Below are 24,856 nucleotides of genomic sequence, written 5' to 3'. Positions count from 1 at the left end.
TTGGTGTGATTATGGGATGCTGTTCCGCAAATTGAGAGAGTGATACGAGCAGATGAGCAGCGCCACCGCCGAGCATGATGAAGATGCCCCCAAGGCCCCCCCCAGCGGCAGCCAGACGCTGCTGCGCGGGCTGGATGTGCTGGAGGCTGTGGCCGATGGTCCGATCAGCCTTGCGAAACTGGCGCAGCGCCTGGATCTGACGCGCAGCACGACGCATCGGCTGGCCGCTGCCCTGGTGGAACGCGACTTCCTGATCCTGACCCCGCGCGAAGGGTATCAGCTGGGACCGAAGCTGCTGGAACTGGGCTATCTGGCGCAGCAGCAGATGGACATCCCCCGCGTCGCCCGCCCGCATATCGAGGATCTGGCCGCCGCCACCGAGGATACGGTGCATCTGGGTGTGCTGGATGGGGACGAAGCGCTCTATCTGGACAAGATACCGGGCCGCCGCCGTATCGAGATCGGTTCGCGCGTCGGTGAACGCCATCCCATCGCCTCCACCGGTCTGGGTAAAGCCTTGATCCTGGATGAGAGCGAGGCGCGCTGGCGCAGCTTCCACGACAAGCATTTCAGTGAGACCGACTGGCCCGTCTGGCATCAGCGCATGCGCAATTATGCCAATGGCGGCTATGCCTTCGACCTGGAAGAGAATGAGGACCGCATCCGTTGCGTCGCGGCCCCCATCCGCGGTGCCAGCGGCAAGATCATTGCCGCCATCAGCCTGTCCAGCGCCGCTCAATATATGAATGATGAGCGCATGCAGGAACTGATCGCCACAGTGAAGGACACTGCCCGCGCCATCAGCAAGGGTATGGGCTGGAGCGGCGGGACGGGGCGGCGTTAAGCCGTTCCTTTAAACCAATACCGCGACACATGCCGGTAGGTCTGTCCGGGTTCCAGCCGTGCGCTGGGGAAGGACGGTCTATTGGGGCTGTCTGGGAATTTCTGCGGTTCCAGGCACAGGGCGTCGGATTGGCGGTAGAGCCGCCCGCCCTTGCCGATCAGACTGCCGGGCAGGAAATTGCCGGAATAGAATTGCAGGCCCGGTTCCGTCGTGGACAATTCCATCACCCGGCCTGTCACCGGATCGGACAGGCGCGCGGCGAAGGACGGTTCCGCCCCGCCGCCCGACCGCAGCACGAAATTATGGTCATAGCCACGAGCCAACGCCAGTTGCGCCTCCGTACCATCGCGCAGGCGGGTGCCGATGGTGTGCGGGCTGCTGAAATCAAAAACGCTACCGGCCACGGGCCGCAAGTCCCCGGTGGGGATCAGGTTGGCATCGACAGGCGTGTAATGATCGGCGGCCAGCGTCAGTTCATGACCCAATATATCGCCGCCTGACATGGCCCCGCCCAGGTTGAAATAGGCATGGTTGGTCAGGTTGATGATGGTGACCGCGTCCGTCGTGGCCGTCAGCACGATCAGCAGACTGTCATCGGTCAGCGTATATTCAGCGCGGATATCGACGGCGCCGGGGAACCCCTCCGCCCCATCCGGGCTGTGCAGGGTAAAGACGGCGTGCGTCGGTCCATGTTCCGCCAGGGTCCAGGGCAGCAGATCCACACCCTGCTTCCCACCATGCAGACAGTTTGGTCCGTCATTGAGCGCGACCTGAAACTCCTGCCCGTCCAGCGTGAAGCGCCCACCCGCGATGCGGTTGGCATAGCGTCCGGCGATGGCGCCAAGGAAGGTGCGGTTGTCCAGATAGGATTGCAGATCATCATGCCCCAGCACGATGTCGTCCAGCACGCCATGGCGATCCGGCACCCAGAGCGCCTGCAAACTGGCCCCCAGCCCGATGATCCGCGCGGCCCAGCCATGGCGGTTGACCAGTGTCACCCATTCCACCGGGGTGCCATCCGGCATGGTGCCGAACAGGCCACGACCGGGAAGGGTGGGGACGTTCTCTGGGGTGGGCATGGCGGAACCTTCGCGACGTTACCGCCGTCTTTCTAGGCTGAATAGTACGACTATTCAAGCTGAAGCCGGTGCTCTTTGCTGGAATTATCATATAAAATGATGTATCCAGATGCACCTGTTTCGGCCTTACTCAAGGAAGCGTCCATGTCCCCTATCCGGATCGGTCTGGTTGGCATCGGCAAAATCGCCCGTGATCAGCACCTGCCCGTCATCGCTGCCAATCCGGATTATGCATTGGCGGCGGTGGCCAGCCGGCATGGGCGTGTGGAGGATGTTCCCAACTTCCCTGATCTGACCGCCCTGCTGAACGGCGCCGGCGATGTTGACGCCATCAGTCTATGCACCCCGCCGCAGGCCCGTCACGCCCTAGCCCGTCAGGCGCTGCTGGCGGGTAAGCATGTGATGCTGGAAAAGCCTCCGGGTGCCACCCTGACGGAAGTGTATGACCTGATCGATCTGGCCCGTGAAAAGGGACTGGCCCTGCTGGCCACCTGGCATTCGCGCTATGCCCCGGCAGTAGAACCAGCCAAGGCTTGGCTGGCGGGCAAGAAGCTGCTGCGCGTGCATGTTTCGTGGAAGGAGGATGTGCGCCACTGGCATCCGGGACAGGAATGGATCTGGGCACCAGGGGGGCTGGGCGTTTTTGATCCGGGCATCAATGCCCTGTCGATCATCACCCATCTGCTTCCCAATGCCTTGATCGTGGACAAGGCGACGCTGGAGGTTCCGGCCAACCGGCAGGCGCCGATCGCTGCCACGCTGGAAATGCACGACCATCAGGGCCTGCCCGTGACGGCGGAGTTTGACTGGCGTCAGACGGGACCGCAGACCTGGGACATCATCATCGAAACCGACCAGGGCACCCTGACCCTGTCGCGCGGCGGCGCGGTGATGAGCATCGATGGCGTGGCCCAGATTGAGCAGAAGGAACAGGAATACGCCAATCTCTACGCCCTGTTCGCGCGTCTGGTGGCCGAACGCCGCATCGATGCCGATCTGGCTCCGCTGCGCATCGTGGCTGACGCCTATATGACGGGCCGTTGGGTGCGGGTGGAGGATTTTGTGGAGTAAGCCAACGGTCAGCTTTTGACCGTTGGCACGGCGGCGCCCCGGCACTTGAGGGAACGAGCACTACCATGCATCGCTTTCGATGTATGGTAGTCGTTACACCCGGTCAAATCCCGACTGGATGACCGCACGCATCGCCGCTGCCGCTGCCGCCGCGTCGCTCGCCTCGATGGCGTCGACGATGGCGGCATGGGCGGCCACAACCTCTGTATGCAAATCCGGACGATCAACGGGGGAGGTGAGGGAGAAGGAGGCGAGCAGCGCCACCTCAATCACCGCTGCGAAGGACCGCATCATCGGGTTACCTGACGCGCTGCCCACCGCCACATGGAAATCCAGGTCGGCCTGGGCAAAGCTGTGCTGGTCATGGTGAGGGTCGGCCATCGCGGTGATACAGCGGCGCAATTCGCCAAGATCATCCGCTGTCCGCCGTTTTGCGGCCAACGCAGCCGCCTGTGGTTCCAGCGCCGTCCGAACCTCCAGCAGATGCTTGCGCAATGTCTCGTCCAGGCCCTGGCTGACCAGCCAGGCCAGAACATCAGCATCGAAATAGTTCCAATGGATCGGGTCCTGCACCTTGGTGCCCACCCGCGTCTTGGAAATCAGCAGCCCCTTGGCCGACAAGGTCTTCAAAACTTCGCGCAGGGCCGTACGGGAGATGCCGAACCTTGACAGCAACACCGGTTCCGGCGGCAGGTTCGCGCCGGGCGCATGCACCCCGGTCAGAATCTCCAGGCCCAGGGTACGGACAATCTGTTCATGGTTGGACAGCGGACGGTCGGCGGCCCAGCGGGCAATGGACATGTTCTACCCCGTACGCCCGGTGGGAGCGGAGAATTGTAGTATCAGGCGTTGCAGCCCGATGAATATGAACAAAAGCATGCCGATGGCAATCTTCGTCCACCAGGATGACAGGCTGCCATCGAAAGTAATCCAGGTCAGGATCAACCCCTGGATCAGCACGCCGATCAGCGATCCCGCCATGCCGCCCACCCCACCCGACAGCAGGGTCCCGCCGATCACGACCGCCGCGATGGCATCCAGCTCCACCCCGACCCCGGTCAGGGCATAGCCGGAACGGGTGTAGAGGGAGAAGATAATGCCAGCCAGGGCAGCCATGGTGCTGGATACGCCATAGACCAGGATGGTGGTCCGCGCGGTATCAATGCCCATCAGGCCGGCAAAGCGGGCATTGCCACCCAGCGCATAGACACGCAGCCCCGCCCGTGTGAAATGCAGCAGCACCCCGCCCACCACAAAGGCCAGCAGCATCAGCATGGCGATCAGCCCCAGCCGCCCGCCACCGGGCAGGGAAAGGGAGAGGCCCGACAAGGTCTGATAGAACTCATGGCGCACGGGAATGCTGTCGGTGGACAGCAACAGCGCCGCCCCGCGCGCCAGGAACATGGCCGTCAGGGTAACGATGAAAGGTGGGGCCTTCAGCCAGTGGATGGCCGCCCCCACGCCGCACCCGAACGCAGCACCCCCCACCAGCACGATGGTGAAGGAGGCCAGCGGGTGCAGGCCCGCCCCCTCGATCATCACCGCCAGCGCCACGGTCGTGAAGCCCATCACGGCCCCCACCGACAGGTCGATGCCGCCCGACAGGATGACGAACGTCATGCCAACCGCCAGCACGCCCAGAAAGGCATTGTCGGTCAACAGATTGCCGATGACACGGGTGCTTAGCATCGACGGATACTGGATGGCGCAGGCGGCATAGAGCAGAATGAAGACGCCCAGCGTGGCTAGGAAGGGAAGGGTGCGGGCATTGATGCGCATCATGCCGTTCCCTTTCGTGTTAGACGGGCTGTCAGGCTTGCGATGGCCGGCTGGCACGCGGGCGACTGCACCACCAGGACCAGGGCGATCACCAGCGCCATCAGCAGCAGGTTCAGTTCCGGGGGCAGGCCGGAACGCAGGATGCATGTCCGCATGCCCTGCAGAATGATGGCGCCCAGCACCGACAGACCGATGCTGAACCGCCCGCCATAAAGGCTGGTCCCGCCGATGACGACGGCCAGGATAGCATCGAGTTCCAGCCACAGGCCGGCATTATTGGCATCCGCACCCCGGATATCGGCGGTGGCGATCAGCCCCGCCAGGGCCGCCATCAGCCCCGACCAGACATAGACGCCGATCAGGATACCAGGCGCCGGCACACCAGCCAGCCGCGACGCACGCGGACTGGTCCCCACCGCCTCAATGAACAATCCCAGGGCCGTTGCACGCACCAGCAGGCCCGTGATGATGGCGGCGGCCAGCGCGATCAGGACCGGCAGGGGCAGGCCCAGCAGGCTGGCCGAACTGACACCCGCCAGACCGTCATCGGTGAAGGTCAGGACGCGGCCTTCTGTAATCATCTGTGCGATGCCACGCCCCGCCACCATCAGGATCAGGGTGGCGACAATGGGCTGCATGCGGAAAATCGTGACCAGGACGCCATTCCACAGGCCGCAGGCCAAACCGGTTCCCAGGGCCGCCATTACCGCGACGGGCCAGGCATGGCCTGCATTCACCGTTGCGGCGGCGACGGCCCCTGCGATGGCCATCACGGCCCCCACCGACAGGTCGATGCCGCGCGTGGCAATGACGGGCGCCATGCCGACGGCCAGCAGCATGACAGGCGCACCCCGGTTCAGGATATCTATGATCCCGCCGAACAGCCGCCCATCAACCAGCCGCAATTCCAGAAAGCCCGGCGCTACCAGGACATTGGCCAGCAGGACCAGTGCCAGAAGGGCGAGCCGCGACCGGGCTTCCATGAACCATCCGCTCATGCCGCTTGCTCCGGGGTCGGGACATCCACCGGCGTCACGATGGCGTCGATGATCGCTGATGGCGTGACCTCCTCCCCGGTCAGCATGCCGGCCTGACGGCGTTCACGCATCACCATGACCCGGTCGGCATAGGCGGCGACCTCTTCCACCTCTGAGGAGATGACGTAAAGCGCCATGCCCTCATCCCGCAGTTTTTCAAGCAACAGGATGATCTCCGCATGCGCGCCGACATCGATGCCGCGCGTCGGTTCGTCCAGAATCAGCAGACGCGGCTTGGTCGCCAGCCAGCGGGCCAGAAGCGCCTTTTGCTGATTGCCGCCCGACAGAAGCTGGATGGGTTTCTCCGCGTCCGGCGTGCGGATATTCAGCAGCTTGATATAGGTGTCGGCCAGTTCCCGCTGCCACGCCAGGGGCAGCCGCCGGACCCAACCCAGGCGGGCCTGCAGGGCCAGCACGATGTTTTCCCGGATCGACAGGTCGGGCACGATACCGTCCAGCTTTCGATCCTCTGGGCAGAAGCCGAACCCTAAGCGGATGGCATCGCGCGGGCCGCGCAGCGTGACCGCCGCCCCATCCACAATGATCTCGCCCGCATCGGCCCGTTCTGCCCCGAACAGCAACAGCGCCGTCTCCGTCCGGCCAGACCCCAGCAGGCCGGCCACGCCCAGCACCTCGCCCCGCCGTATCTCCGCGCTGAACGGCGCCACCAGATGCCGTTTGCCCAGGTCCTTTACGGTCACAAACGGCGCACCCGGTTCGCGGGCGGCATGGCGCTGCAGATGGTTGTCGCCGCTGGGCAACTTGCCCAGCATCATGGCGACAAGGTCCAGACGCGGCAGCGCCGCCGTCTTCCGTTCGCCCACCAGCTTTCCGCCGCGCAGAACGGTGATGCGGTGGGTGACTTCATAGACCTGATCCAGGAAATGGGTGACGAACAGCACCGCCATGCCCGACGCCGCCAGTTCACGCATCAGGCGGAATAAAACTGCCACTTCCGCGCTGTCCAGGCTGGCCGTCGGTTCATCCAGGATCAGGACCCGCGCCGACATATCGACGGCACGCGCAATGGCAATCAATTGCTGGACCGCGGTGGAAAAGGCCGACAGCGGCTGTGCTGGATCGATCGACAGACCAAAGCGGGATAGCAATATCGCCGCCTCGCGTCGCATCCGCGCCCGGTCCACCAGACCGAACCGCGTCGGCTCCCGCCCCAGATAGATATTCTCCGCCACCGATAGGTTGGGCAGCAGGGTGATCTCCTGATAGACGGCGACTATGCCACTGGCAGCCGCATCGGCGGGGCTTCTGGGTCGCACCTCCCGCCCATCCAGATGGATGGACCCGGCTTCGATAGGTTGCGCGCCCGTCAGCAGGTTGATCAGGGTGGATTTGCCGGCCCCGTTTTCACCCAGTAGCGCATGGATTTCCCCGGCGCGCAGGGTCAGATCCACCCCGTCCAAGGCCCGCACACCCGGATAGGTGCGCGTCAGCCCACGTGCCGACAGCAGCGTCGCCGCCGTTTCGGTCATCAGTACAGGTCCTTGCGGCGCTCATACTCCGCTGCTGCCGTGTCGGGCAGGTACAGGGTGGACGGCGTCTGCACCCATTTCGGCGGCTGCGTCCCGTCCTTCTTGTACGCGGCCAGCAGGTCATAGGCGCGGCTGGCCATGTCAGGCGTCAGTTCGACGGTGGCGTTGGCATCGCCATCGGCCATGGCCTTGAAGATGTCGGGCACGGCGTCGATGGACACGGCCAGGATGTCGCTGCCCGGCTTCAGACCCGCTTCCTTCATGGCCTGGATGGCGCCGATCATCATATCGTCATTATGGGCATAGACGGCGCAGATGCTGCCCGGCGCTTCGGCCTTGATGAAGCCTTCCATCACCTCCTTGCCTTTGGCGCGGGTGAATTCGCCGGACTGGGTGCGGACGATCTGCACATTGGCGGCGGTGGAGATGCCTTCCTCGAACCCCTTCTTGCGGTTGGCGACCAGCGATGCACCGATGGTGCCCTGGATTTCCACGACGCGGCAGTCCCGACCCGCCAACGTCGAAACCAACCAGCGGCCCGCCACACGCCCTTCCTCCACCGTGTCAGAGGTGACAGCGGACAAGTACAGGCTGGCATCTGCGGTGTCGATCTGCCGGTCCAGCAACACGACAGGGATATTGGCAGCCTTGGCCTCGCCCAGCACCTCATCCCAGCCGGACGAGATGACGGGGGCCAGCAGGATGGCATCTACGCCCTGGGCGATGAAGGACCGGATGGCCTTGATCTGGTTGGCCTGCTGCTGCTGCGCGTCGGACACTTTCAGGGTGATGCCGCGTTTTTCCGCTTCCAACTTGGCCAGCTTGGTTTCTGCGGCACGCCAGCCGGATTCCGACCCGATCTGCGAGAAGCCGATGGTCAGGGCGCCGCCGGCCTTGCCGGCATCCGCCGCCTTGTCCGCCCCGCCCTTGTCGCCGCAGCCCGTCATGGCGGCCAGCATCAACGCCACGGCCCCATATTTCGCGAAAGCCTTCATCGCAACCCTCTGTCGTTTCCATCCCCGGACCGGGCACCGCCTTCTTGCCGGGGCTGCCCTGCCATTTCATGCTAGGAAAAAATGATTAGTATTATTATATCATTTAGTCCAGCGCCAAATGCCATATCCTGGCGGCGTGGTGCATGACCTGAGACAGAATATACCAAATCCCAAGGAGTGAGCGCGATGGCGTGGCGTCTGACGCAGTTTGTGGACAAGCAGGGCAAGCGGGCCGTGGCCCTGCGCCAGGATGATGCGCCGGCCCGTCGCCTGACCGGTGCCGCCACCACCTATGAACTGGCGCAGCAGGCCATCGCGGCGGGTCTTTCCCTGCTGTCGCTGGCCCAGGCCCAGGCGACGGGGGACCCAGTTGATCTGGCCGCCGCCCTGGCCGATGGCCGGGTTCTACCGCCGCTGGACCACCCGGATGCGGCCCACCTGCTGGTGGCCGGGACGGGCCTGACGCATCTGGGTTCCGCCGAGGGGCGGGACAAGATGCATCGCGATCTGGCCGATCCTGCCAAGCAGACCGACAGCATGCGCATGTTCCGCATGGGCCTGGATGGTGGCAAGCCGGCACCCGGACAGGTCGGCGTGCAGCCGGAATGGTTCTACAAGGGCGATGGCTCCATCCTGGCGCGTCCCGATGGCGACCTTCTCTCCCCGTTCTTCGCCCTGGATGGCGGGGAGGAGCCGGAGATTGCAGGCCTTTATATCGTGGGGCCGGATGGCAGCGTCTTCTGCCTGGGCTACGCCCTGGGCAACGAGTTTTCGGACCATGTGACGGAACGTCAGAACTATCTCTATCTGGCGCATTCCAAGCTGCGCGTCTGCGCTATCGGCCCGGAACTGCTACTGGGTGATTTGCCCGCCGATATCCGTGGCACGACGCGCATCGTGCGCGACGGCAAGACCGTTTGGGAAAAGCCGTTCTTGTCCGGGGAGGCCAACATGTCCCACAGCCTGTCGAACCTGGAATATCATCATTTCAAATATGATGGGTTCCGCCGGCCCGGCGACGCGCATGTGCATTATTTCGGTACCGCCACCCTGTCCTTCAGCGACGGTTTCACCACCCAGCCCGGCGATGTGTTCGAGGTGGAGGCCGCCCCCTTCGGCCTGCCGCTGCGCAACCGTCTGGCCCAGGCGACAGAGGTGCCGGTGGTGGTGAAGGGGTTGTGAGGGTGGCGCGTCGCATGCGGGCCACTGCCCTTATGCGACCTACGAAACGGCATATCGTCGTAGGTCGCATAAGGTCCGAAGGGCCGCATGCGACGGCCATGTGGTTACTTCACCACCAGCACCACGACCGACTTGGCCGGCAGTGTCACCGACAGGGTAGATCCGGTCAGCGTTGCCCCGTTGAACGAAGCCGGCTTCACGGCGTCCGGCTGGGCAAAGCTGTTATGGGCGTTCATGGCCGGGGCCGTCAGGATGCGGCCTGATACGCCCGCCGCCGTCACGCCATCCAGGCTGACCGTGACCGGCACCGCCTCATTCGGGTTGATGTTGGTCAGGGCCACCAGCACGCTGCCATCCTTGGCACGGGCGGCAGAGGCGCTGATCGAGGGCAGGCTGCGTTCAGCGTAGCTGTATTTGGGTCCCGCCACGGTCACCGGGAACTGCGTTGCACCCTGGAAATCCTTATACATGTCAAAGACATGATAGGTGGGGGTCAGGAGCATCTTCGGCCCGTCGGTCAGGATCAGGGCCTGCAGCACATTGACCATCTGCGCGATGTTGGCCATGCGCACACGTTCGCCATGCTTGTGGAAGATGTTCAGGTTGATCGCCGCCGTCACGGCATCGCGCAGCGTGTTCTGCTGCTCCAGGAAGCCAGGATTGGTGCCGGGCGTGGGGTCGAACCAGTTGCCCCATTCATCGACGACGAGGGCCACTTTCTTCTTTGGGTCATACTTGTCCATGACCGCGCTGTGCTTGGTCAGCAGATCATCCATCTGCGTGGCCGTCACCATCAGCGCAAACCAGTCGCTTTCCCCGAATTCCGTGGCCGATCCCTTTTCCTTCCAGGTGCCGCGTGTGGGCCGACCGAAGGAGGGCAGGGCGTAGTGATGCAGGCTGATGGCGTCGATCATGTTGGCCGACCCGGCCATCACCACATCTGTCCATTTCAAATCGTCTGAATTGCCGCCGCTGGCGATGATCTTGGTCGGCTGTCCGGGGGCGGGCTTGATGAAGGTGCGGATCTGGCGCAACTGGTCGGTATAGAATTCCGGCCGCATATTGCCGCCGCAGCCCCAGGTCTCGTTCCCGATGGCGAACCAGTCCAGTGTCCAGGGCTTGTCACGGCCATTGGCCCGGCGCGTCTGGGCCAGGGTGGATTTGGACGGGTTGGTCATATATTCGACCCAGTCCGCCATTTCGCGCGCCGACCCGGTGCCGATATTGCCATTCACATAGGTCTTGGCCCCGACCAGTTCGGAGAAATCCATGAATTCATGGGTGCCGAACTCATTGGTTTCGGCGACACCACCCCAGTTGGTGTTGACGCCCACGGGCCGTTTGGCGCGGGGGCCGATACCGTCGCGCCAGTGATATTCATCGGCAAAACAGCCGCCGGGCCAGCGGATCAGCGGCACGCGGATGGCCTTCAAAGCCTCCAGCACATCCTTGCGATAACCCCGGACGTTGGGAATGGATGATTTTTCTCCGACCCAGATGCCTTCATAGATCAGCCGGCCCAGATGTTCGGCGAACTGACCCTGGATTTCCGGCGCCAGGACGGGGCCGGGCTGTGCGCCATTGACGGTGACTTTGGCATCCTGGCCAAAGGCCGGAACGGCGGTCAGCAGGCCCAGACACAGGGCCAGGCTGCGATGCAAACCCTTCATGCGTATTTCCTCCCCCGCATGTTTCTGATTTTTCCAACGGGGGCGCATCCTACCCGAATTTAAGGGTAGGATCATCATATAATATGATTATTGAGATGATTGGTGGCTACATTAACCCCGCACTCTTGAAGCTGACATAGCGCCCACCCTTGCCGATGATGACATGGTCATGGATCACCACGCCCAGCGCCGTTGCGGCGGTGACGATCTGTTTGGTCATGTCGATATCGGCCCGGCTGGGCGTTGGGTCGCCGCTGGGATGGTTATGGACCAGGATGACGGCACTGGCACCCAGTTCCAGGGCGCGGCGCACCACCTCACGCGGATAGACCGGCGTATGGTCGATGGTGCCACGCTGCTGCACCTCGTCCGCGATCAGGGTGTTCTTGCGGTCCAGGAACAGCAGGCGGAACTGTTCCACCGGTTCATGCGCCATGGCCCCGGCGCAGTAATCCAGCAGCTTCTGCCAGGATGACAGGATGGGCTGCCCCATCACCTGCTGGCGCGCCATACGCAGGCCGATGGCGCCGACTACGCGGATATGGGCGATGGTGGCGTCGGAGAAGTTGAACCGGTTGCGCAGTGCCTCCGCCGATGCCTGGGTGACGGCCCACAAGCTGCCGAATGCCGTCATCAGTTCCTTGGCCAGCGGCTTCACATCCCGCCTGGGAATGGCCTGGAACAGCAGCAGTTCCAGCAGTTCGTAATCCTGCAGCGCGTCGGGGCCCGATGCGATGAAACGCTGACGCAGACGGTCGCGGTGGCCATGATAATGCGGCGTTTCTTCCACCGGTTCCGGTTTGGCCACCGCAGCTGGCTTCACAGGGGCGGGTTTCCCGGCCAGCAAGGCGGCCAGCAGGTCATCGTCGGGTGGCGGCGATTTTACCGCCGCCTCATCCATCCGTGTCGCCTTCGCCGTCCGCTTCACCGCCATCCCACCACACCCATGATGTGTAAGACCATCACCGCTCACTTTCCTACAAGTGTAACAGCGGTGATGATGGGATGCCAGACGGGAAGAGGGTGGGGAATTACGCGTAGGGCGGCTTGGTATAACCGGCAGGCGACAGGGTGAAAATCTCGAACCCGTCCTTGGTGACGCCGATCGAGTGTTCGAACTGTGCCGACAGGCTCTTGTCCCGCGTCACAGCGGTCCAGCCATCGGACAGGACCTTCACCTCATACCGACCGGCATTGATCATCGGCTCAATGGTAAAGAACATGCCTTCCTCCAGCACGGCACCCCGGCCCTTCTGGCCGTAATGCAGCACCGACGGCGCATCATGGAACACGCGGCCCAGGCCATGGCCGCAGAAATCGCGGACCACCGAGAAACGGAAGCTTTCGGCATAGGACTGGATGGCGTGGCCGATATCGCCCAGGGTCGCCCCCGGCTTAACCACCGAAATGCCGCGCATCAGCGCCTCATAGGTTACATCGACCAGACGCTTCGCCTTCACGCCGACATCGCCCACCATATACATACGCGATGTATCGCCGAACCAACCATCGACGATGACAGTGACGTCGATATTGGCGATATCGCCATTGACCAGACGCTTTGGCCCCGGAATACCGTGGCAGACGACATGGTTGATGGAGATGCAGGACGCCTTGGTATAGCCCTTGTAGCCGACGGTAGCCGAGGTGCCGCCATTGGCCTCCACAAAGGCCAGGATTTTGTCGTCCAGTTCTTCCGTAACGGCACCGGGAACGACGAAGGGCGTGATGTAATCAAGCGTGGCGGCGGCCAGACGGCCAGCCTTGCGCATACCTTCGAAATCCTCGGGCTTGTGCAGCTTGATGGAGCGCTTGTCTTCGTATTCGTCGGCGAGTTCGGCCTGGGTCATCGGTATCGGTACTTTCAGGATACGGAATTCACGGTTCAGCCGGGCACCTTACACGAACCGGTGCCCAGGCCGCAAATCCGGCGTCCCAATGCCTGGGACCTGCATCAAGCATGGATCGGGGGCGCTTCACGCCTTGCCATGGCGGCATTGCGTACCCGCCCCCTGCCATGTTGGCGCGTGATGCGCTATGGTCGCTTCCACCATGAATGAAGACGATCTGATCCTTCCGCCGCCGCCGGCACCCCCGCCCCCTTGCGCCACCTGCGGCAAGCCCGAAGATTTGTGCCTGTGCGCCGCGCTGGTGCCGGAACGCACGCGCCTGCAATTGCTGGTGCTGATGCATCCGCAGGAACAGGATGTGGAGCTGGGCACCGCCCGCCTCCTGACCGGGCAGATTGAAAACAGCGTGCTGAAGATCGGTCTGTCCTGGCCGTCCCTGTCCAAGGCATTGGGCCGGCAGGTGGATGCCAAGCGCTGGGGCGTGCTGTTCATGGGCAGCAAAGAGGAAGTGGCCAAGGTACCGCGCGGTGGAATCGCCGTGTTCGGGCGCAAGGACGTGGCGCCTGACAGCGACCTGATCCTGTCCGACCTGGAAGGCATCGTCCTGATCGACGGTACCTGGGCACAGGCCAAGACCCTGTGGTGGCGCAATGCCTGGATGCTGAAGCTGCGTCGCATCGTCATCCACCCCGATTTCCGCTCCGCCTATGGCAATGTCCGCAAGGAACCGCGCAAGGAAAGCGTCTCCACGCTGGAAGCGGGTGCCTTCGTCTATGGCAAGCTGGAAGGCGATCCGGGCCTGCAGGAACGGCTGCTGAAGCCGTTTGACGAGTTGCTGTCACGCTGGCGCAAGCATAAGCGCCGTCCGGTGAAGCCGGGCCTGCCACCGCCGGTATAAGGGATAGTGTTTTGTCGCATGTGCTCCGCGTATGCGACCTACGAAACAGTGCACCATCGTAGGTCGCATAAGGGCGAAGCCTGCATGCGACAAAACCCAGCCTACACTGGCCCGAAGAATTTGTAGGACAGCCCGACCAGGGCAAAAATCAGCAGCCAGACCACGATCTGGGGCAACAAGCCCTGGCGCGGCAAGCGCACGCCGCGCAGCAGCAGGATCAATACCAGGACGGAGGAGATAAGGGCCAGGATCTGGTTCTCTGTCATTCTGTCGATATGGGCCGCGCCCATCGCCGCCGCAAGGGCTGGCACGTCGCTTGCTTTTTAACACGTACCCTTCCCCGCGCGGGCGGGGTGTCCGGGACAAAGGCATGCGGGAAAAACCGCCGGACGCCAAGGGTAACCGCTTCTTTCCGCTGCCTGGGTGCCGGCAAAGCCTGCCCAGGGGCATGGGCAAATTTTGCCTGGTGATGGGAAGGATCGTTCCATGGATATCCAGGGATCAAGCAGTAGCAACCGTGTCCGCTGGCAACCAGCCGCCGGTGCAGCGGGCACGTCCGGCGTGTCGGGCAGCAAGGCCGGATCGGTCGATGCCGGGGAGAAGGTGGGCTTCCACGGCGCACCCACGGGTGAGACCATGCAGGTGGGCGGCCTGACGGCCACCAACCATTCCATGGTGGAGGGGCTGCCCGCGCTGGAGCTGCCCAGCCGTGAAAGTGTAGCCGCGGATACGCAGAAGGTGGGGGACGAGCTGCGCATGGTGCTGGCTGTGGCCGGCATCAAGAGCGAGCCGCCACTGGCCTTCCGCGTTGATACATCCGGCACTGTAAAGGTCGATGGCGACGACCCACGCGCAGCAGAGGTGAACAAGGTCCTGTCGCGGGAACCGGAGCTGCAGAACCGCTTGCGCAAGCTGGTCGGTGACGCGCAGATGATGGAACATGCCGACGCTGTGGATGGCTATTACAGCCAGGTCAATGCCGGTGCCGACGCGGAGGCCGCATCCAAGCGTCTGGTGGCGGCAGGCCAGAAGATCAGTGGGGCCACGGGTTTCACGCTGGATGCCGATGGCAAACTGTCCCTTGAATGCGCCGGCATGGGCAAGGAACTGATGCCACCGGAACCGACGCAGGTGTCGGACGAGGAAAAGATGTGGCGCGAAATGATGCGCCTGACCGACCGCACCCGCCGCACGGGTGTCGTCGCTGCCGCCGAGGATGCCGAAGCCGCCGAAAAGAAAGATCGCGACCATCGCGAAAGCAGCGGCGGCAATGCTCCCGGTCAACCCGACCTGGGGCAGGGCAGCACCAGCGCCGCGAAGGCGGCGGCCTGATCAGGCATCGGGGGTGGGGCGGTCGTCCAGGATCAGTTGCAGGAATGCCAGATCCAGCCAGCGCCCGAACTTCATCCCCACCTGCGGCATCAGGCCGGTACGCTGGAAGCCCAAGGCTTCATGCAGCGCGATGGAGCCCCGGTTTCCCGCCTCAATGGCGGCCACCATCACATGTTTGCCGATATCTCGTGCACGCGTGATCAGGGCCTGCATCAGCGCCTTGCCGATCCCGCCGCCGCGCCGGTCCGTCCGGACATAGACGGAATGTTCCACCGTGTGCCGGTAGCCATCGAACGCCCGCCAGTCCCCGAACGATGCGTAACCCAGGACAGTGCCGTCACCATCCACCGCCACCAGCACGGGATAACCCAGCCGCCGCCGGTCCGCCATCCAGCCCACCCGGTTGGCCACATCCACCTGCACTTCGTTCCAGATGGCCGTTGTGTTGACCACCGCGTCATTATAGATGGCAGCGATAGCCGGGGCATCGGCATCAACGGCGTCGCGGATCTGCATGCGGTGCGTCCTTCAACAAGGGGCGGTTTCTGCCGCCATGACGGGTTCGGGGGTGGGGCATACCTGGAATAGCGTGTGATCGTCATCTGACGGACAACCACACGCTTGCCATCCCGCCCCACCTTCGGCTAGGTTCCCCATCCCTATAAGGGCCTGCTTGGCGGAATGGTAGACGCCACAGACTTAAAATCTGTTGTCCTCCGGGGCGTACCGGTTCGAGTCCGGTAGCAGGCACCAATTTGATTTCATTGCGCTGTGACGGCAACCAATTAGCGCACTCAGTGAATCATATGATAGCCGACTGCAAACCATAAAACGAATCTGTATAGCTTTTTCAGCGCCTGGGCCTGGCTGGAAACCCATCGCCATTCCGCTCGATGTTCGACAAATACCTTTGGAAAAGCGCACTTCTTGACCGGAACATGTGTGACGCGGCCGTCCCACAGGTGTTTGTCAGCGACATCGTCGCCGCTCTCTGACGTGTCGGCTTCCTTTGGATAGGGCCTCTCATTCGTCGCATCATTTGCGGCGAATATCGCCCTATTCGCCGCAAGCGCTGACGTCGACACCCCCTATGCCGCCTCCCAAACCTCGTTCAGCACCTTGGCCGCCAGTGCTGCCTTGTCCCCGGGTAGGAAGCGCCCGTAATGCTCCTGGACCGTCTCTGGCGAATCCTGGATGGCGTAGCTGGCCTGCTCATACGAGCCCGTCTTCTTCAGGATGTGGGTGGCCAGCACGTCGCGGACGTTGTGCGGCCCGTGGGGCAGCAGGCCTTGGATGGCACCGCGCTTGGTGAAGGGATTGTAGATTCCGTATCGCTGGATGATCAGGCGCCAGGCTTCATAGAAGGTCGTCTGGCCGTATTCGGCGTCGGTCGACGTCCGCTTCGCCGTCTTCAAGAAGAACGTTCCCGGATCGGCGGCAGTGCCCAACAGCAGCGGTCGGTGCCGGTCCAGGTAGCCGGAGATCAGGTCGTACAGCCCATGCAGGTCGGGCAGCCGCAGGTGGAAGGCCTGGCCGCGGAAATAGGACGATCCGGCGTTCTTGAAGGCCTCGACCGGGATGTAGACCTCCCAGCCGCCGTCGCGGCTGTTCCAGCGCAGCTCGCCGCGGCGGAGGTCGCTGAGGTGCCGCACCGTCGAGGGCATGGCACCCCTGGGCTTCCAGAGCAGCTGGCGCAGGTTCTTCTGCCTCACGCCCAGGTGCAGGCCCAGACGGATCATCAGCAGCGCCCGCGTCGCCTCGGCCGCCGCGACAGGGTAGCGGTCGGCCCGGGGCATGACTATACCCCCCCACCTCATTTGACCCGTTTGGACAATGGGGTGCGGGTGGTGTTGGGCGGTGGGGGGAGGGGAGGGGGGTTAGGAATTCTGGCTCATTGAGGGGGAAGGGGGAAGGGTGGGGGAGGTGGGGTGGGGGATTCCGGAGGGTGAAGGAATGCTCAGGAGGCCCGAGGGGTTGGGGGGTGTGAGGGGATTCTAGCTATGGGAATAAAGTCGGAATAGGTTTTTCATCCTTGACTACGATGGGGTGAGATGGGATTTATATTCCTATCGGCAGTCGGGGGTGAGTTCCTATGCGAAGTTTTGATCTGGGGGTGCCGGGGGATGTGCGGGCGCGGTCTATCTGGGTGCAGGGGCGGTTGCGGCTGCGGGCCAGCAGTTTTGCGGCCATCGCCCGTGAGCTGGGTATTTCCAGCCGCGCCGTGGGGCAGGCCATGTATGCGCCCAATCATCGTGTCGAACAGGCCATTGCCCGCCATCTGAACCTGGAGGCGCGCATCCTGTTCCAGGAGCGCTATCATGCCGACGGCACCAGGCTGCATGCCGTGCGCGGCAAGGCGGGTGTGCCATGAGGGCGGTGGATGATGCCTTGCCCGTTGTACCCGCCGCGCCGGATAAGCCGGTGCATCTGGTGGATACAAGGCTGCTGGCCCAGGTGCTGGGCGTGACGGAGCGGGCCGTGCGGTTGCGCGCGGCCAGCGGCAGATGGCCCAGCACCACCCGTCCCGTGCGCGGCGGGCGGGCCAAGGTCTTTCCCCTGTCGCGTCTGCCCATTGCCATCCGCGAGGCGGTTCTGGCGCATTTCCTGTCCATTCCGCCCGCTGCATCCACCGCTCCCGCTGCTCCCGCCGCCGGGACGGCTGCCCCGCCGGCCAGGGCGGTGGCGGTGGCAGGGGAGAAGGGGGGGAACGGAGGGAAGGGCGCGTGTCCGGGGCGGGCGGTGCCGCCCGTGCCGGGCACGCTGGACGGGTGGCAGCGGCGCTGTATGGAGGCGCGGGCCGCACTTCTGGTGCATATCCGGGCGCTGGCCGCCGATGGCGGGCTGAACGCCGCATTGCGCGTGGTGGCGGGGCAGGCGCGGGCGGGCACGTTGCCGTCGGCCCTGGCCCAACTGGTGCCCGTGGCCAATGCGCGGGCCGGCAACAGCGGGGCGCGCAGCCTGTCGGTGCCGACCCTGAAACGCTGGTGGGGTATCTGGCAGCGGGCGGGGTGTGACGCGCTGGTCCTGGCGCCCGCCGATGTGCGGGCGGGGCCGTCCCTGCCCGTCTGGGCGCCCGCCTTCCTGGCGGCCTATCGCCTGCCGTCCAAACCGTCGGTGCCCGATGCCATTGCCCGCATGGACGGGGCGGTGCGGCCCAGCGAGGGGCAGGCGCGGCGGTTCCTGTCCAGCCTGTCGGCGGTGGAGCGCAACAAGGGCCGCATGGGGCCGGCGGCGCTGAAGGCCATCCGGCCCTTCGTGCGGCGCGACACCAGCGATCTGGAGCCGCTGGACGTGGTCATCGCCGACGGGTTCACGGCCAAGCAGGATGTGGCCCACCCCATCCATGGCCGGCCCTTTGCCCCGGAACTGACCGTCGTGCGCTGTGTGGCCACGCGGCGGGTCATCGGCTGGTCGGCGGGTCTGTCGGAGAGCACCTGGACCGTCATGGATGCCTATGCCGATGCGGCGCGCAAGGCCGGGCTGTGGGCCATCGCCTATACCGACAATGGCGCCGGTTTCCGGTCAAAGCTGAATACCGGCGATCTGGCGGGGTTGCAGGGGCGGCTGGGGGCCACCCACGCGCTGGGCCGGCCCGGCAATCCCCAGGCGCGCGGCCAGATCGAAAAGGGCTGGGACCGGTTGTTCATCCGCCCCGCCAAGGCGCTGCCAGCCTTTCGCGGTACCGGCATGGACCCCGAGGCGCGGCGGCGCATCGTGAAGCAGGTGGAGCGCGACATCAGCGAACAGGGGCGGTCCGACCTTCTGCAAAGCTGGGCGGAATTCCTGCGCTGGGCCGCCGATTGCGTGGCCGCCTATAATGCCGCCCCGCATTCGGGCCTGCCCCGCATGACCGAGGCCGCGACGGGCAAGCGCCGGCATATGAGCCCGGATGAGGCCTGGCAGGCGCATATGGCGCGCGGCTGGGCGCCTGTCCGCCTGTCCGATGCCGAGGCGGAAGACCTGTTCCGCCCGCATTTGATCCGCCGCGTGCGCCGGGCCGAGGTGGCCCTGTTCAACAATGCCTATTTCCACCCCGACCTGGAGCCGCATCATGGCGAGGCGGTGCAGGTCGGGTTCGATATCCACGACCCCACCCGCGTCTGGGTGCGGTCCCTGTCGGGCGCCCTGATCGCCGTGGCCGAGGCCGGGGGCAACAGCCGGCCCTATTTCGACACGGTGCGGGTACAGCGCGCCCGCCGTCGCCTGCGGCCCGTGGAGGCGAAACGGGCGGAAATCCTGGCCGAGCTGGACGGGGCGGATGGGCCGCCGGTGATCGAGGGGGAGGCGGTGCCGGTGTCGGTGGCCTTGGCCGGGCCGACAGACGGGGAGCGTCCGGCCTTCTTTGCCAGCGATCTGGCCATGTATGGCTGGTGCGCGGCAAACGAGGCGGCGGTGACGGCGCATGACCGCGCCTATCTGGCCGCCGCCATGGCCGACCCAAGGCTGGCCCGCGCCGTTGCCGACCATGACCGGCGCCATGGCACCGGCCTGTCGGGGCGGCTTCAGGCGGGCTGAGGGGGGGGGCGTCGCTCCCTCACCCTCCCACCGCTGCGCGGCGGGCCCCTCCCTCTCCCGCAAAGCGGGCGAGGGACGGAAATCAGGGCTTCCCTTGTTTTGCCCCTCGCCCACGGAGGTGGGAGAGGGAGGGGCCCAAGACCGTCAGGGCTTGGGAGGGTGAGGGCGCATCGCGCCGTACCGGGCGCCGGGCCGGCGACATGTCGATTTCAAATCCGATCAGGAGCAAACAGCATGAAGCGTGTTTTTGCCACCACATCCAATTCCATCGCCTTTGACGAGGCCGTGTGCGCGCTGGCCGGGCGGGGCGCGCGGGAGGCGTCGTGGCTGCTGCTCTGTGGGGCGGCGGGGCATGGCAAGACGGCGCTGGCCCGGCATTATGCCGGCGAGGAGGGCGGGCTTTACCTGCGCGCCAAGGCGCATTGGACGCAGGCCGCCTTTCTGGCCGAGCTGGCGGCGGGGCTGGGCCAGGTGCCGGAGGGGCGCAATGCCGCCAATTTCGACCTGGCCGCCCGCGCCCTGACCGCCCGTCCCCGCCCCCTGGTGGTGGATGAGGTCGACCATGTGCTGGACCGTCGCCAGACGCTGGAATGCCTGCGCGACCTGTCGGATGTGACGGGTGCCAGCATCGTGATTGTCGGGATGGAGGAGGCCGAACGCCGCCTGAAACGCTTTCCCCAGGTCTATAGCCGCATCAGCCAGGTGGTGCGGACCAAAGCGCAGGGGCGCGATTTCGTGGCCGCGATCCTGTCCGACCTGTGCGAGGTGGCGGTGGAGGACGGGGTGGCGGAGGTAGTGCTGGCCCAGACGGGCGGGCACCTGCGCGAGATCCTGGACGCCATCGCCACCATCGAGGCCATCGGCCGCCGGCAGGGGGGCGATCCGCTGGTCACCGCCGCCATGGCGCGCGCCGTGCCCCTGACCGGGGGCCGCGCCGCGCGGCCGGGGCGGTGAGGGATGGTGGAGGGTTTGAGCGCGCGCGAGCAGGACCGGCTGCGCCGCCGCGACAGCCTGCCGGTCCTGCCCGACAGTTACGAGCCGTTGCTGCGCGCCGCGGGCCTGCGCAGCACCCTGGCCTTCATCCGGCATTATGGCGGGGGCGAGGCGCGCTTTCCCGCCCGCCCCGGCCCCGACCATCCCATGGTCCGCCTGCTGGGACGGCGCGTGGTGGCTGCGATGCGGGCCGAGTATGGCGCGCTGGACCTGCATTGGCCGGCGGCGTCCGATTACCTGGCCCTGGTCGATGCCCGCGCCCTGCGCCAGAAGGGCTGGACCGTGCGCGACATCGCGCGGCGGCTTTACCGCGACCCCAAGACCATCGAACGCTATGTGAAGGGGGTGCGGGCGGTGGGGGTAAGGGGCGCCGGTGTGCAGCGGCGAGGGAAGGCGGGGAAACCGGCGCCGCTGCCGCTGTTCAGCTGGGGCGGGTAGGGGGGAGGTGAAGAGCAGGGGGTATTTGCGAATTGGGCGCAAGGGCGATGGTTACCGGAAAACTGCCGGCAAATATTTCAACACCATTCGCAATGACATCCACTGTCAAAGAGCCATCATCCTTGAAGAAGATCGGTGACCAACGGTGCACGATGAACTCGGTTACCGTATACTCGTTAAGGTCTGCAGAGGCGATCTCTGTTTCGGCGTCTGATCGCGGGTTAAGTGTGGCGTCAAATGGCTGGCTGTCCAGGCAATCTCCCTTTGCCACGATCCGGATGGTATCTGGGATCAACGATGCAGAGTAAGTGACCCAAAGTGCCAGCCAAAGCTGCGGTAAGGCCGCTGGGGCGGTGCCGTTCACCGTCACGCCCCGCATATGCATTCCTACCAGCGTGATTTTTCCATCTAATTCGGTACGCACGTCATCGCAGAAGACCGCGTGAACGGAGACCCCGTCATGCATGTTCGGGAACCTTTGTTTGACGGCCAGTCCAGATGGTTCTGTAGCTAAAAGCTGTTTCCGTGGCGTCCGCTGCCAATGGCCGGACAGGCTCCGCCGACACCGCCTTACTTTCCTCCCCGCCGATGCGGTAACGCTGAAAATAGTTCGTTCCAGCCACAGGCTCGCGCGACGGCAGCGAGACATGCACGGGACGGTCCAGGGCATAGGCCAGGTCGGCCAATGTCTCCAACGTCATGTTGGTGTCGCCGGATAGTTTGCGGGAGACGAAGGATTTTTCCTTGCCCAAGGTGCGGGCGATGTCGGCCTGGGTCAGGCCACGGCGCACATGTTCCTCATCCAGTGCCTGATTGAGGGCGTGTGCGATCTCGCTCAACAGCCGGATATAGGTCTGGCGACGTTTGTCGATACGGGACTTAAAGGACATCTTTCAGGGCTCCACCGGGGAGGAACTTGGGTTCATCAAGGTGCAGGCTGTTCCTGACATGCTTCGCCTCCTCGATATACGGCGCATATTTCGCCCAGGGGACCAATGCGGATCGCAGGGCACCGTTGGTCGCGATGAAGGTGTTTCTGGCCGCGAACCATCCGAAAATCCGCACATCCGTGGTCTTCAGCTCCCATACACCGTCGATCATCGGGTCCAGGTTCTTGGCACCCTGGTTGTAGACCAGGGGTTTGCCGGTCACGAATTCCCACAAAACCCGATCAACCTGTTCCTCCGGCGTCAGGGAGCCTTTGTCCTTTTTCAGGGTTGGCAGCACCGTTGAAAACCAGTCCAGAAAACCGTTGGTACAGTACAGCATCCGTTCCGGCATATGGCCGGGTTCCAGCGCCGGCTCGTACCGGTGCAGCACCCCTTGCTTTGCTAACATGGCGGGCGTTGCCATTAAAGTCAACGCCTCCGCGCTGTGCTGCCGGTGCCTGCCAGAGCTGCTTGGTCGTGAACTGAGCAGGATATTGCCATCTGGACAGGCCGCATGTGGTTTCCGGCATTCAGCGTGCGAACGTGACGCGCAGGGGCAAAGGCTAAACCAATAGGATGATACTTTTACTGGATATGCGCGTCAGAGTCGACCCAATCCCCCACCGCTTTGATCCCTCGCCGGAAGGAATTAATGCCTATTATCCGCCCGCGCCCGTCCGGGGGGCGGTTGGGGGCGGGTCCTGGCAGGTTTGGCGGCACCGGACGACAAGGCCGGCGCCCACCCCGAACATCAACAGGACCGGATACCGGCCCCGCCGGCGCGTCCAAGGAGAGTTGATCCATGCCCGCTCCGTTCAAATGGGACACCAAGGTCGTGTTCCTGACGCCCGAGGTTACCAAGGGCACACCCGTCGCCGTCGCCGCCGGCGATGCGCTGATCACCATGAACGGCGCGATCACGCCGATGGATGGTGGCGAGGTCGAGCTGGCGCTGGATGGCCGGCAGGCCGCCGCGCGTGAGGCCTATACGACCAACCTGCATCAGAGCGTGTCGTTCGAGGTGCCGCTGTGCCCGCCCACGGCCGCCGCCACCGCCCCGCACTGGGGCCCGGCTGCGCGCCTGCTGAGCCTGAAGGAAACCATCGTCGCCACGACCCGCGTGGAATATGCCCCGGTCATCACGGGCCAGGAGAGCTTCACCTGCCGCTTCTATCGCGATGGGGAGCTGCGCGTGCTGGCCGGTCTGATGGGCGGCGGGTCCATCCGCCTGACCAATGGCCAGGTGCCGATCCTGACCAGCCAGGCCAAGGGCATCTATGCCGCCCCGTCGGCGGCCAGCGCCCCGCCCGTGGCCCCGACCTATGCCACCTACCGCCAGCCCGCCGTCCTGTCGGACGAGAACACGCCGACGGTAAAGCTGGGCGGGATCGATATCGCCCTGGAAAGCCTGGAGATCAATCTGGGCAATGATGCGGTGTTCGTGAACCGCCCCAACTATTCCGGGGCCGAGGTCAACAGCTTCAACCCCACCGGCACCCTGGTCTTCATGGCCCCGCCCCTGGGCACCTTGAATATCGAGGCCATGCTGGACACCAAGACCAGCCTGCAGCTGGTCCATTACACGGCCGCCGGTACCCAGGTGGGCTTCACCGCCGACGGCGTGCAGATCGGCCGCGTCAGCACCGTCGACCTGAACGGCAATGTCGGCTTCTCCGTCCCCGTCCGCTTCACCCGCCCCGCCGCCGGCGGCAATGCCTTCAAGCTGTGGTCGGGTACGGCGCCGACGTAATCGTTTTCCCTCAGACGCCGGGCGGTCTTACGGCCCGGCCTTGTTCCCTCACCCTCCCAGGCCTTCGAAGGCCTGGGCCCCTCCCTCTCCCACCTTCGTGGGCGAGGGATGAAATTTTGTCCCTCGCCCGCCTTGCGGGAGAGGGAGGGGCCCGAACGCGCAAGCGTTTGGGAGGGTGAGGGGACCAAGCCCCCCAAAGCACACCCACCCACCCATCCATTCCATTCCGAGAGGTTTTCCCATGGGCCTGATCCTTGCCCCCCGTCATTACGAATGGCCGGTGCATGTGCCGGTTCCCAATCCCGGCATTCCCGGACAGTTCGAAACCCGCCGTCTGGTGGCGCGGTTCCAGCCGCTGCCCAATTCGGAGGAGGAGGAGCTGCTGACGGGTCTGGCCCGTGCGGGCCGGCAGCGCGACCAGCGGCGCGAGCGGCTGCGCCTGACCCTGAAGGGTCTTGCCGGCCTGACCGACCGCGATGGCGAGGAGATCGCCCTTGATGACGACGTGATGGAACAGGTGCTGGACGATGCCCGTCTGGTGGCAGCCCTGGACAAGGCCTATATGGCGTCGGTCGCGGGTGTGGAGCCGGGTAAGCCGGCATCCGTCAAGGAAGGCTATGTCCTTGATCAGTCGAATAGTTTCAAGTTCCCGATCGAGGTGGAGCTGCCCGATCCGGCCCGTCCGGGCCGCACCGTCACCCATCGCCTGATGGGCACGTTCAAGGAGCTGGGCCTGTCGGCATCGGTGTCCAGCCGCGATCTGGCGGGCGACGCCACCCTGGATGTGCAGGGGTTCCAGACGCCCGACGGCAAGCCCGTGCCGTGGGATCAGGCGCGCAAGGTGGCGCTGGATGATCCGGCCATCACCAATGCCCTTCTGGTCGCTTATCAGCGCGGGCTGGACGGCGTTGCGGTACAGGCGCGCCGCGAAAAAAACTGAGAGAGGCTGCCCGGTTCTGGGGCCGGCGGCGCCACGGCGTCGCCGCACCCCAGGCGGATGCGGA

General features: G+C 64.6%; 26 protein-coding genes and 1 tRNA gene. 12 read left to right on the top strand and 15 right to left on the bottom strand.

The annotated features are described in order from the left end of the window. Window positions 1-52: 52 nt before the first annotated feature. Window positions 53-844, top strand: coding sequence for an IclR family transcriptional regulator (locus ACT6Q8_RS18790; RefSeq protein ID WP_444733711.1), 792 nt, complete (start codon window positions 53-55; stop codon window positions 842-844). On the opposite strand, the gene ACT6Q8_RS18785 is transcribed toward ACT6Q8_RS18790, so the two are convergent. After that, entirely contained in the window at window positions 841-1,923 is a 1,083-nt protein-coding gene (locus tag ACT6Q8_RS18785; RefSeq protein WP_054167735.1) for an aldose epimerase family protein, read from the bottom strand. The two genes, ACT6Q8_RS18790 and ACT6Q8_RS18785, sit on opposite strands and share 4 nt — an antisense overlap. A gap of 144 nt (window positions 1,924-2,067) precedes the next feature. Between ACT6Q8_RS18785 and ACT6Q8_RS18780 the strand changes: the two genes are divergently transcribed. Beyond that, window positions 2,068-2,994: a Gfo/Idh/MocA family protein gene (locus ACT6Q8_RS18780; RefSeq protein WP_444733712.1), complete on the top strand. Its 927-nt coding sequence runs from the start codon at window positions 2,068-2,070 to the stop codon at window positions 2,992-2,994. 93 nt (window positions 2,995-3,087) lie between these two features. On the opposite strand, the gene ACT6Q8_RS18775 is transcribed toward ACT6Q8_RS18780, so the two are convergent. The 5 genes from ACT6Q8_RS18775 to ytfQ are packed head-to-tail and all read right to left on the bottom strand — an operon-like array spanning window position 3,088 to window position 8,295. Then, on the bottom strand, window positions 3,088-3,795 hold the full coding sequence (locus tag ACT6Q8_RS18775) for a FadR/GntR family transcriptional regulator (protein ID WP_444733713.1): 708 nt from the start codon (window positions 3,793-3,795) through the stop codon (window positions 3,088-3,090). 3 nt (window positions 3,796-3,798) lie between these two features. Beyond that, window positions 3,799-4,776, bottom strand: coding sequence for a galactofuranose ABC transporter, permease protein YjfF (yjfF, locus tag ACT6Q8_RS18770; protein WP_444733714.1), 978 nt, complete (start codon window positions 4,774-4,776; stop codon window positions 3,799-3,801). After that, on the bottom strand, window positions 4,773-5,771 hold the full coding sequence (locus tag ACT6Q8_RS18765; protein WP_444733715.1) for an ABC transporter permease: 999 nt from the start codon (window positions 5,769-5,771) through the stop codon (window positions 4,773-4,775). The genes yjfF and ACT6Q8_RS18765 overlap by 4 nt, the downstream gene beginning before the upstream one ends. Then, window positions 5,768-7,300 (bottom strand): sugar ABC transporter ATP-binding protein, encoded by a 1,533-nt coding sequence (locus ACT6Q8_RS18760; RefSeq protein WP_444733716.1) that lies wholly within the window; start codon window positions 7,298-7,300, stop codon window positions 5,768-5,770. Before ACT6Q8_RS18760 ends, ACT6Q8_RS18765 begins: the two co-directional genes overlap by 4 nt. After that, window positions 7,300-8,295, bottom strand: coding sequence for a galactofuranose ABC transporter, galactofuranose-binding protein YtfQ (gene ytfQ / locus ACT6Q8_RS18755; protein WP_444733717.1), 996 nt, complete (start codon window positions 8,293-8,295; stop codon window positions 7,300-7,302). The genes ACT6Q8_RS18760 and ytfQ overlap by 1 nt, the downstream gene beginning before the upstream one ends. 186 nt (window positions 8,296-8,481) lie before the next feature. On the opposite strand from ytfQ, the gene araD1 reads away from it, so the two are divergent. Further along, window positions 8,482-9,477 (top strand): AraD1 family protein, encoded by a 996-nt coding sequence (gene araD1 / locus ACT6Q8_RS18750; protein WP_444733718.1) that lies wholly within the window; start codon window positions 8,482-8,484, stop codon window positions 9,475-9,477. A 104-nt stretch (window positions 9,478-9,581) separates the two neighbouring features. On the opposite strand, the gene ACT6Q8_RS18745 is transcribed toward araD1, so the two are convergent. The 3 genes from ACT6Q8_RS18745 to map form a co-directional block, all read right to left on the bottom strand. Next, window positions 9,582-11,147, bottom strand: a complete 1,566-nt coding sequence (locus ACT6Q8_RS18745) for an alpha-N-arabinofuranosidase (protein ID WP_444733719.1) — start codon at window positions 11,145-11,147, stop codon at window positions 9,582-9,584. A 106-nt stretch (window positions 11,148-11,253) separates the two neighbouring features. Next, entirely contained in the window at window positions 11,254-12,081 is an 828-nt protein-coding gene (gene radC / locus ACT6Q8_RS18740) for a RadC family protein (RefSeq protein ID WP_444733720.1), read from the bottom strand. 97 nt (window positions 12,082-12,178) lie between these two features. Next, entirely contained in the window at window positions 12,179-12,997 is an 819-nt protein-coding gene (gene map / locus ACT6Q8_RS18735; RefSeq protein WP_444733721.1) for a type I methionyl aminopeptidase, read from the bottom strand. Window positions 12,998-13,199: 202 nt separating this feature from the next. Here map and ACT6Q8_RS18730 point away from each other — a divergent pair, with 202 nt between their 5' ends. Beyond that, the gene (locus ACT6Q8_RS18730) at window positions 13,200-13,895 is read left to right on the top strand and encodes a tRNA-uridine aminocarboxypropyltransferase (protein ID WP_054167771.1); all 696 of its coding nucleotides are present in this window, start codon (window positions 13,200-13,202) and stop codon (window positions 13,893-13,895) included. Window positions 13,896-13,996: 101 nt separating this feature from the next. Here ACT6Q8_RS18730 and ACT6Q8_RS18725 read toward each other — a convergent pair whose 3' ends face one another. Then, the gene (locus ACT6Q8_RS18725) at window positions 13,997-14,206 is read right to left on the bottom strand and encodes a hypothetical protein (protein WP_156344555.1); all 210 of its coding nucleotides are present in this window, start codon (window positions 14,204-14,206) and stop codon (window positions 13,997-13,999) included. Window positions 14,207-14,381: 175 nt separating this feature from the next. Here ACT6Q8_RS18725 and ACT6Q8_RS18720 point away from each other — a divergent pair, with 175 nt between their 5' ends. Beyond that, on the top strand, window positions 14,382-15,227 hold the full coding sequence (locus ACT6Q8_RS18720) for a hypothetical protein (protein ID WP_054167744.1): 846 nt from the start codon (window positions 14,382-14,384) through the stop codon (window positions 15,225-15,227). Here ACT6Q8_RS18720 and ACT6Q8_RS18715 read toward each other — a convergent pair whose 3' ends face one another. After that, on the bottom strand, window positions 15,228-15,743 hold the full coding sequence (locus tag ACT6Q8_RS18715; RefSeq protein WP_054167745.1) for a GNAT family N-acetyltransferase: 516 nt from the start codon (window positions 15,741-15,743) through the stop codon (window positions 15,228-15,230). A gap of 151 nt (window positions 15,744-15,894) precedes the next feature. Between ACT6Q8_RS18715 and ACT6Q8_RS18710 the strand changes: the two genes are divergently transcribed. Continuing rightward, window positions 15,895-15,980 (top strand) — tRNA-Leu (locus ACT6Q8_RS18710). 335 nt (window positions 15,981-16,315) lie between these two features. Here the strand turns inward: ACT6Q8_RS18710 and ACT6Q8_RS18705 are convergent. Then, on the bottom strand, window positions 16,316-17,023 hold the full coding sequence (locus tag ACT6Q8_RS18705; protein WP_444733722.1) for a hypothetical protein: 708 nt from the start codon (window positions 17,021-17,023) through the stop codon (window positions 16,316-16,318). Between the two features lie 296 nt (window positions 17,024-17,319). Here ACT6Q8_RS18705 and ACT6Q8_RS18700 point away from each other — a divergent pair, with 296 nt between their 5' ends. From ACT6Q8_RS18700 to ACT6Q8_RS18685, 4 genes are all read left to right on the top strand, one after another. Further along, window positions 17,320-17,598 carry a helix-turn-helix domain-containing protein gene (locus tag ACT6Q8_RS18700; RefSeq protein ID WP_444733723.1) on the top strand — a complete coding sequence of 93 codons (279 nt, stop codon included), beginning with the start codon at window positions 17,320-17,322 and terminating at the stop codon, window positions 17,596-17,598. Continuing rightward, window positions 17,595-19,742, top strand: a complete 2,148-nt coding sequence (locus ACT6Q8_RS18695) for a transposase (RefSeq protein WP_444733724.1) — start codon at window positions 17,595-17,597, stop codon at window positions 19,740-19,742. Before ACT6Q8_RS18700 ends, ACT6Q8_RS18695 begins: the two co-directional genes overlap by 4 nt. Before the next feature lie 234 nt (window positions 19,743-19,976). After that, window positions 19,977-20,696: an AAA family ATPase gene (locus ACT6Q8_RS18690; protein ID WP_444733725.1), complete on the top strand. Its 720-nt coding sequence runs from the start codon at window positions 19,977-19,979 to the stop codon at window positions 20,694-20,696. A gap of 3 nt (window positions 20,697-20,699) precedes the next feature. Continuing rightward, a complete protein-coding gene (locus tag ACT6Q8_RS18685; RefSeq protein ID WP_156344748.1) occupies window positions 20,700-21,173 on the top strand; it encodes a helix-turn-helix domain-containing protein in 474 nt (157 codons plus the stop codon). Here ACT6Q8_RS18685 and ACT6Q8_RS18680 read toward each other — a convergent pair. Genes ACT6Q8_RS18680 through ACT6Q8_RS18670 form a run of 3 tightly spaced genes read right to left on the bottom strand, consistent with a single transcriptional unit; the run spans window position 21,157 to window position 22,526 of the window. Beyond that, entirely contained in the window at window positions 21,157-21,639 is a 483-nt protein-coding gene (locus ACT6Q8_RS18680; RefSeq protein WP_444733726.1) for a hypothetical protein, read from the bottom strand. The two genes, ACT6Q8_RS18685 and ACT6Q8_RS18680, sit on opposite strands and share 17 nt — an antisense overlap. Further along, window positions 21,632-22,063: a helix-turn-helix domain-containing protein gene (locus tag ACT6Q8_RS18675; protein WP_054169342.1), complete on the bottom strand. Its 432-nt coding sequence runs from the start codon at window positions 22,061-22,063 to the stop codon at window positions 21,632-21,634. Before ACT6Q8_RS18675 ends, ACT6Q8_RS18680 begins: the two co-directional genes overlap by 8 nt. Next, on the bottom strand, window positions 22,053-22,526 hold the full coding sequence (locus tag ACT6Q8_RS18670; RefSeq protein ID WP_156344747.1) for a hypothetical protein: 474 nt from the start codon (window positions 22,524-22,526) through the stop codon (window positions 22,053-22,055). Before ACT6Q8_RS18670 ends, ACT6Q8_RS18675 begins: the two co-directional genes overlap by 11 nt. Before the next feature lie 378 nt (window positions 22,527-22,904). Between ACT6Q8_RS18670 and ACT6Q8_RS18665 the strand changes: the two genes are divergently transcribed. Together ACT6Q8_RS18665 and ACT6Q8_RS18660 are read left to right on the top strand one after the other, a co-directional pair. Beyond that, on the top strand, window positions 22,905-23,852 hold the full coding sequence (locus tag ACT6Q8_RS18665; protein WP_444733727.1) for a hypothetical protein: 948 nt from the start codon (window positions 22,905-22,907) through the stop codon (window positions 23,850-23,852). A 241-nt stretch (window positions 23,853-24,093) separates the two neighbouring features. Beyond that, complete coding sequence (locus tag ACT6Q8_RS18660) at window positions 24,094-24,792, top strand: hypothetical protein (RefSeq protein ID WP_444733728.1); 699 nt, start codon at window positions 24,094-24,096, stop codon at window positions 24,790-24,792. Window positions 24,793-24,856: the final 64 nt, after the last annotated feature.

It is taken from the genome of Niveispirillum sp., from assembly GCF_052437035.1.
GTDB lineage: Bacteria > Pseudomonadota > Alphaproteobacteria > Azospirillales > Azospirillaceae > Niveispirillum.
The sequence above is the reverse complement of the archived record's forward strand: the minus strand, read 5'-3'. Positions and strand labels throughout refer to the sequence as shown.

Coding starts and splice junctions, on each gene's coding strand:
- ACT6Q8_RS18790 (WP_444733711.1), top strand. CDS start 53: ATGAGCAGCGCCACCGCCGAGCATGATGAAGATGCCCCCAAGGCCCCC.
- ACT6Q8_RS18785 (WP_054167735.1), bottom strand. CDS start 1,923: ATGCCCACCCCAGAGAACGTCCCCACCCTTCCCGGTCGTGGCCTGTTC.
- ACT6Q8_RS18780 (WP_444733712.1), top strand. CDS start 2,068: ATGTCCCCTATCCGGATCGGTCTGGTTGGCATCGGCAAAATCGCCCGT.
- ACT6Q8_RS18775 (WP_444733713.1), bottom strand. CDS start 3,795: ATGTCCATTGCCCGCTGGGCCGCCGACCGTCCGCTGTCCAACCATGAA.
- yjfF (WP_444733714.1), bottom strand. CDS start 4,776: ATGATGCGCATCAATGCCCGCACCCTTCCCTTCCTAGCCACGCTGGGC.
- ACT6Q8_RS18765 (WP_444733715.1), bottom strand. CDS start 5,771: ATGAGCGGATGGTTCATGGAAGCCCGGTCGCGGCTCGCCCTTCTGGCA.
- ACT6Q8_RS18760 (WP_444733716.1), bottom strand. CDS start 7,300: ATGACCGAAACGGCGGCGACGCTGCTGTCGGCACGTGGGCTGACGCGC.
- ytfQ (WP_444733717.1), bottom strand. CDS start 8,295: ATGAAGGCTTTCGCGAAATATGGGGCCGTGGCGTTGATGCTGGCCGCC.
- araD1 (WP_444733718.1), top strand. CDS start 8,482: ATGGCGTGGCGTCTGACGCAGTTTGTGGACAAGCAGGGCAAGCGGGCC.
- ACT6Q8_RS18745 (WP_444733719.1), bottom strand. CDS start 11,147: ATGAAGGGTTTGCATCGCAGCCTGGCCCTGTGTCTGGGCCTGCTGACC.
- radC (WP_444733720.1), bottom strand. CDS start 12,081: ATGGCGGTGAAGCGGACGGCGAAGGCGACACGGATGGATGAGGCGGCG.
- map (WP_444733721.1), bottom strand. CDS start 12,997: ATGACCCAGGCCGAACTCGCCGACGAATACGAAGACAAGCGCTCCATC.
- ACT6Q8_RS18730 (WP_054167771.1), top strand. CDS start 13,200: ATGAATGAAGACGATCTGATCCTTCCGCCGCCGCCGGCACCCCCGCCC.
- ACT6Q8_RS18720 (WP_054167744.1), top strand. CDS start 14,382: ATGGATATCCAGGGATCAAGCAGTAGCAACCGTGTCCGCTGGCAACCA.
- ACT6Q8_RS18715 (WP_054167745.1), bottom strand. CDS start 15,743: ATGCAGATCCGCGACGCCGTTGATGCCGATGCCCCGGCTATCGCTGCC.
- ACT6Q8_RS18705 (WP_444733722.1), bottom strand. CDS start 17,023: ATGCCCCGGGCCGACCGCTACCCTGTCGCGGCGGCCGAGGCGACGCGG.
- ACT6Q8_RS18700 (WP_444733723.1), top strand. CDS start 17,320: ATGCGAAGTTTTGATCTGGGGGTGCCGGGGGATGTGCGGGCGCGGTCT.
- ACT6Q8_RS18695 (WP_444733724.1), top strand. CDS start 17,595: ATGAGGGCGGTGGATGATGCCTTGCCCGTTGTACCCGCCGCGCCGGAT.
- ACT6Q8_RS18690 (WP_444733725.1), top strand. CDS start 19,977: ATGAAGCGTGTTTTTGCCACCACATCCAATTCCATCGCCTTTGACGAG.
- ACT6Q8_RS18685 (WP_156344748.1), top strand. CDS start 20,700: ATGGTGGAGGGTTTGAGCGCGCGCGAGCAGGACCGGCTGCGCCGCCGC.
- ACT6Q8_RS18680 (WP_444733726.1), bottom strand. CDS start 21,639: ATGCATGACGGGGTCTCCGTTCACGCGGTCTTCTGCGATGACGTGCGT.
- ACT6Q8_RS18675 (WP_054169342.1), bottom strand. CDS start 22,063: ATGTCCTTTAAGTCCCGTATCGACAAACGTCGCCAGACCTATATCCGG.
- ACT6Q8_RS18670 (WP_156344747.1), bottom strand. CDS start 22,526: ATGGCAACGCCCGCCATGTTAGCAAAGCAAGGGGTGCTGCACCGGTAC.
- ACT6Q8_RS18665 (WP_444733727.1), top strand. CDS start 22,905: ATGCCCGCTCCGTTCAAATGGGACACCAAGGTCGTGTTCCTGACGCCC.
- ACT6Q8_RS18660 (WP_444733728.1), top strand. CDS start 24,094: ATGGGCCTGATCCTTGCCCCCCGTCATTACGAATGGCCGGTGCATGTG.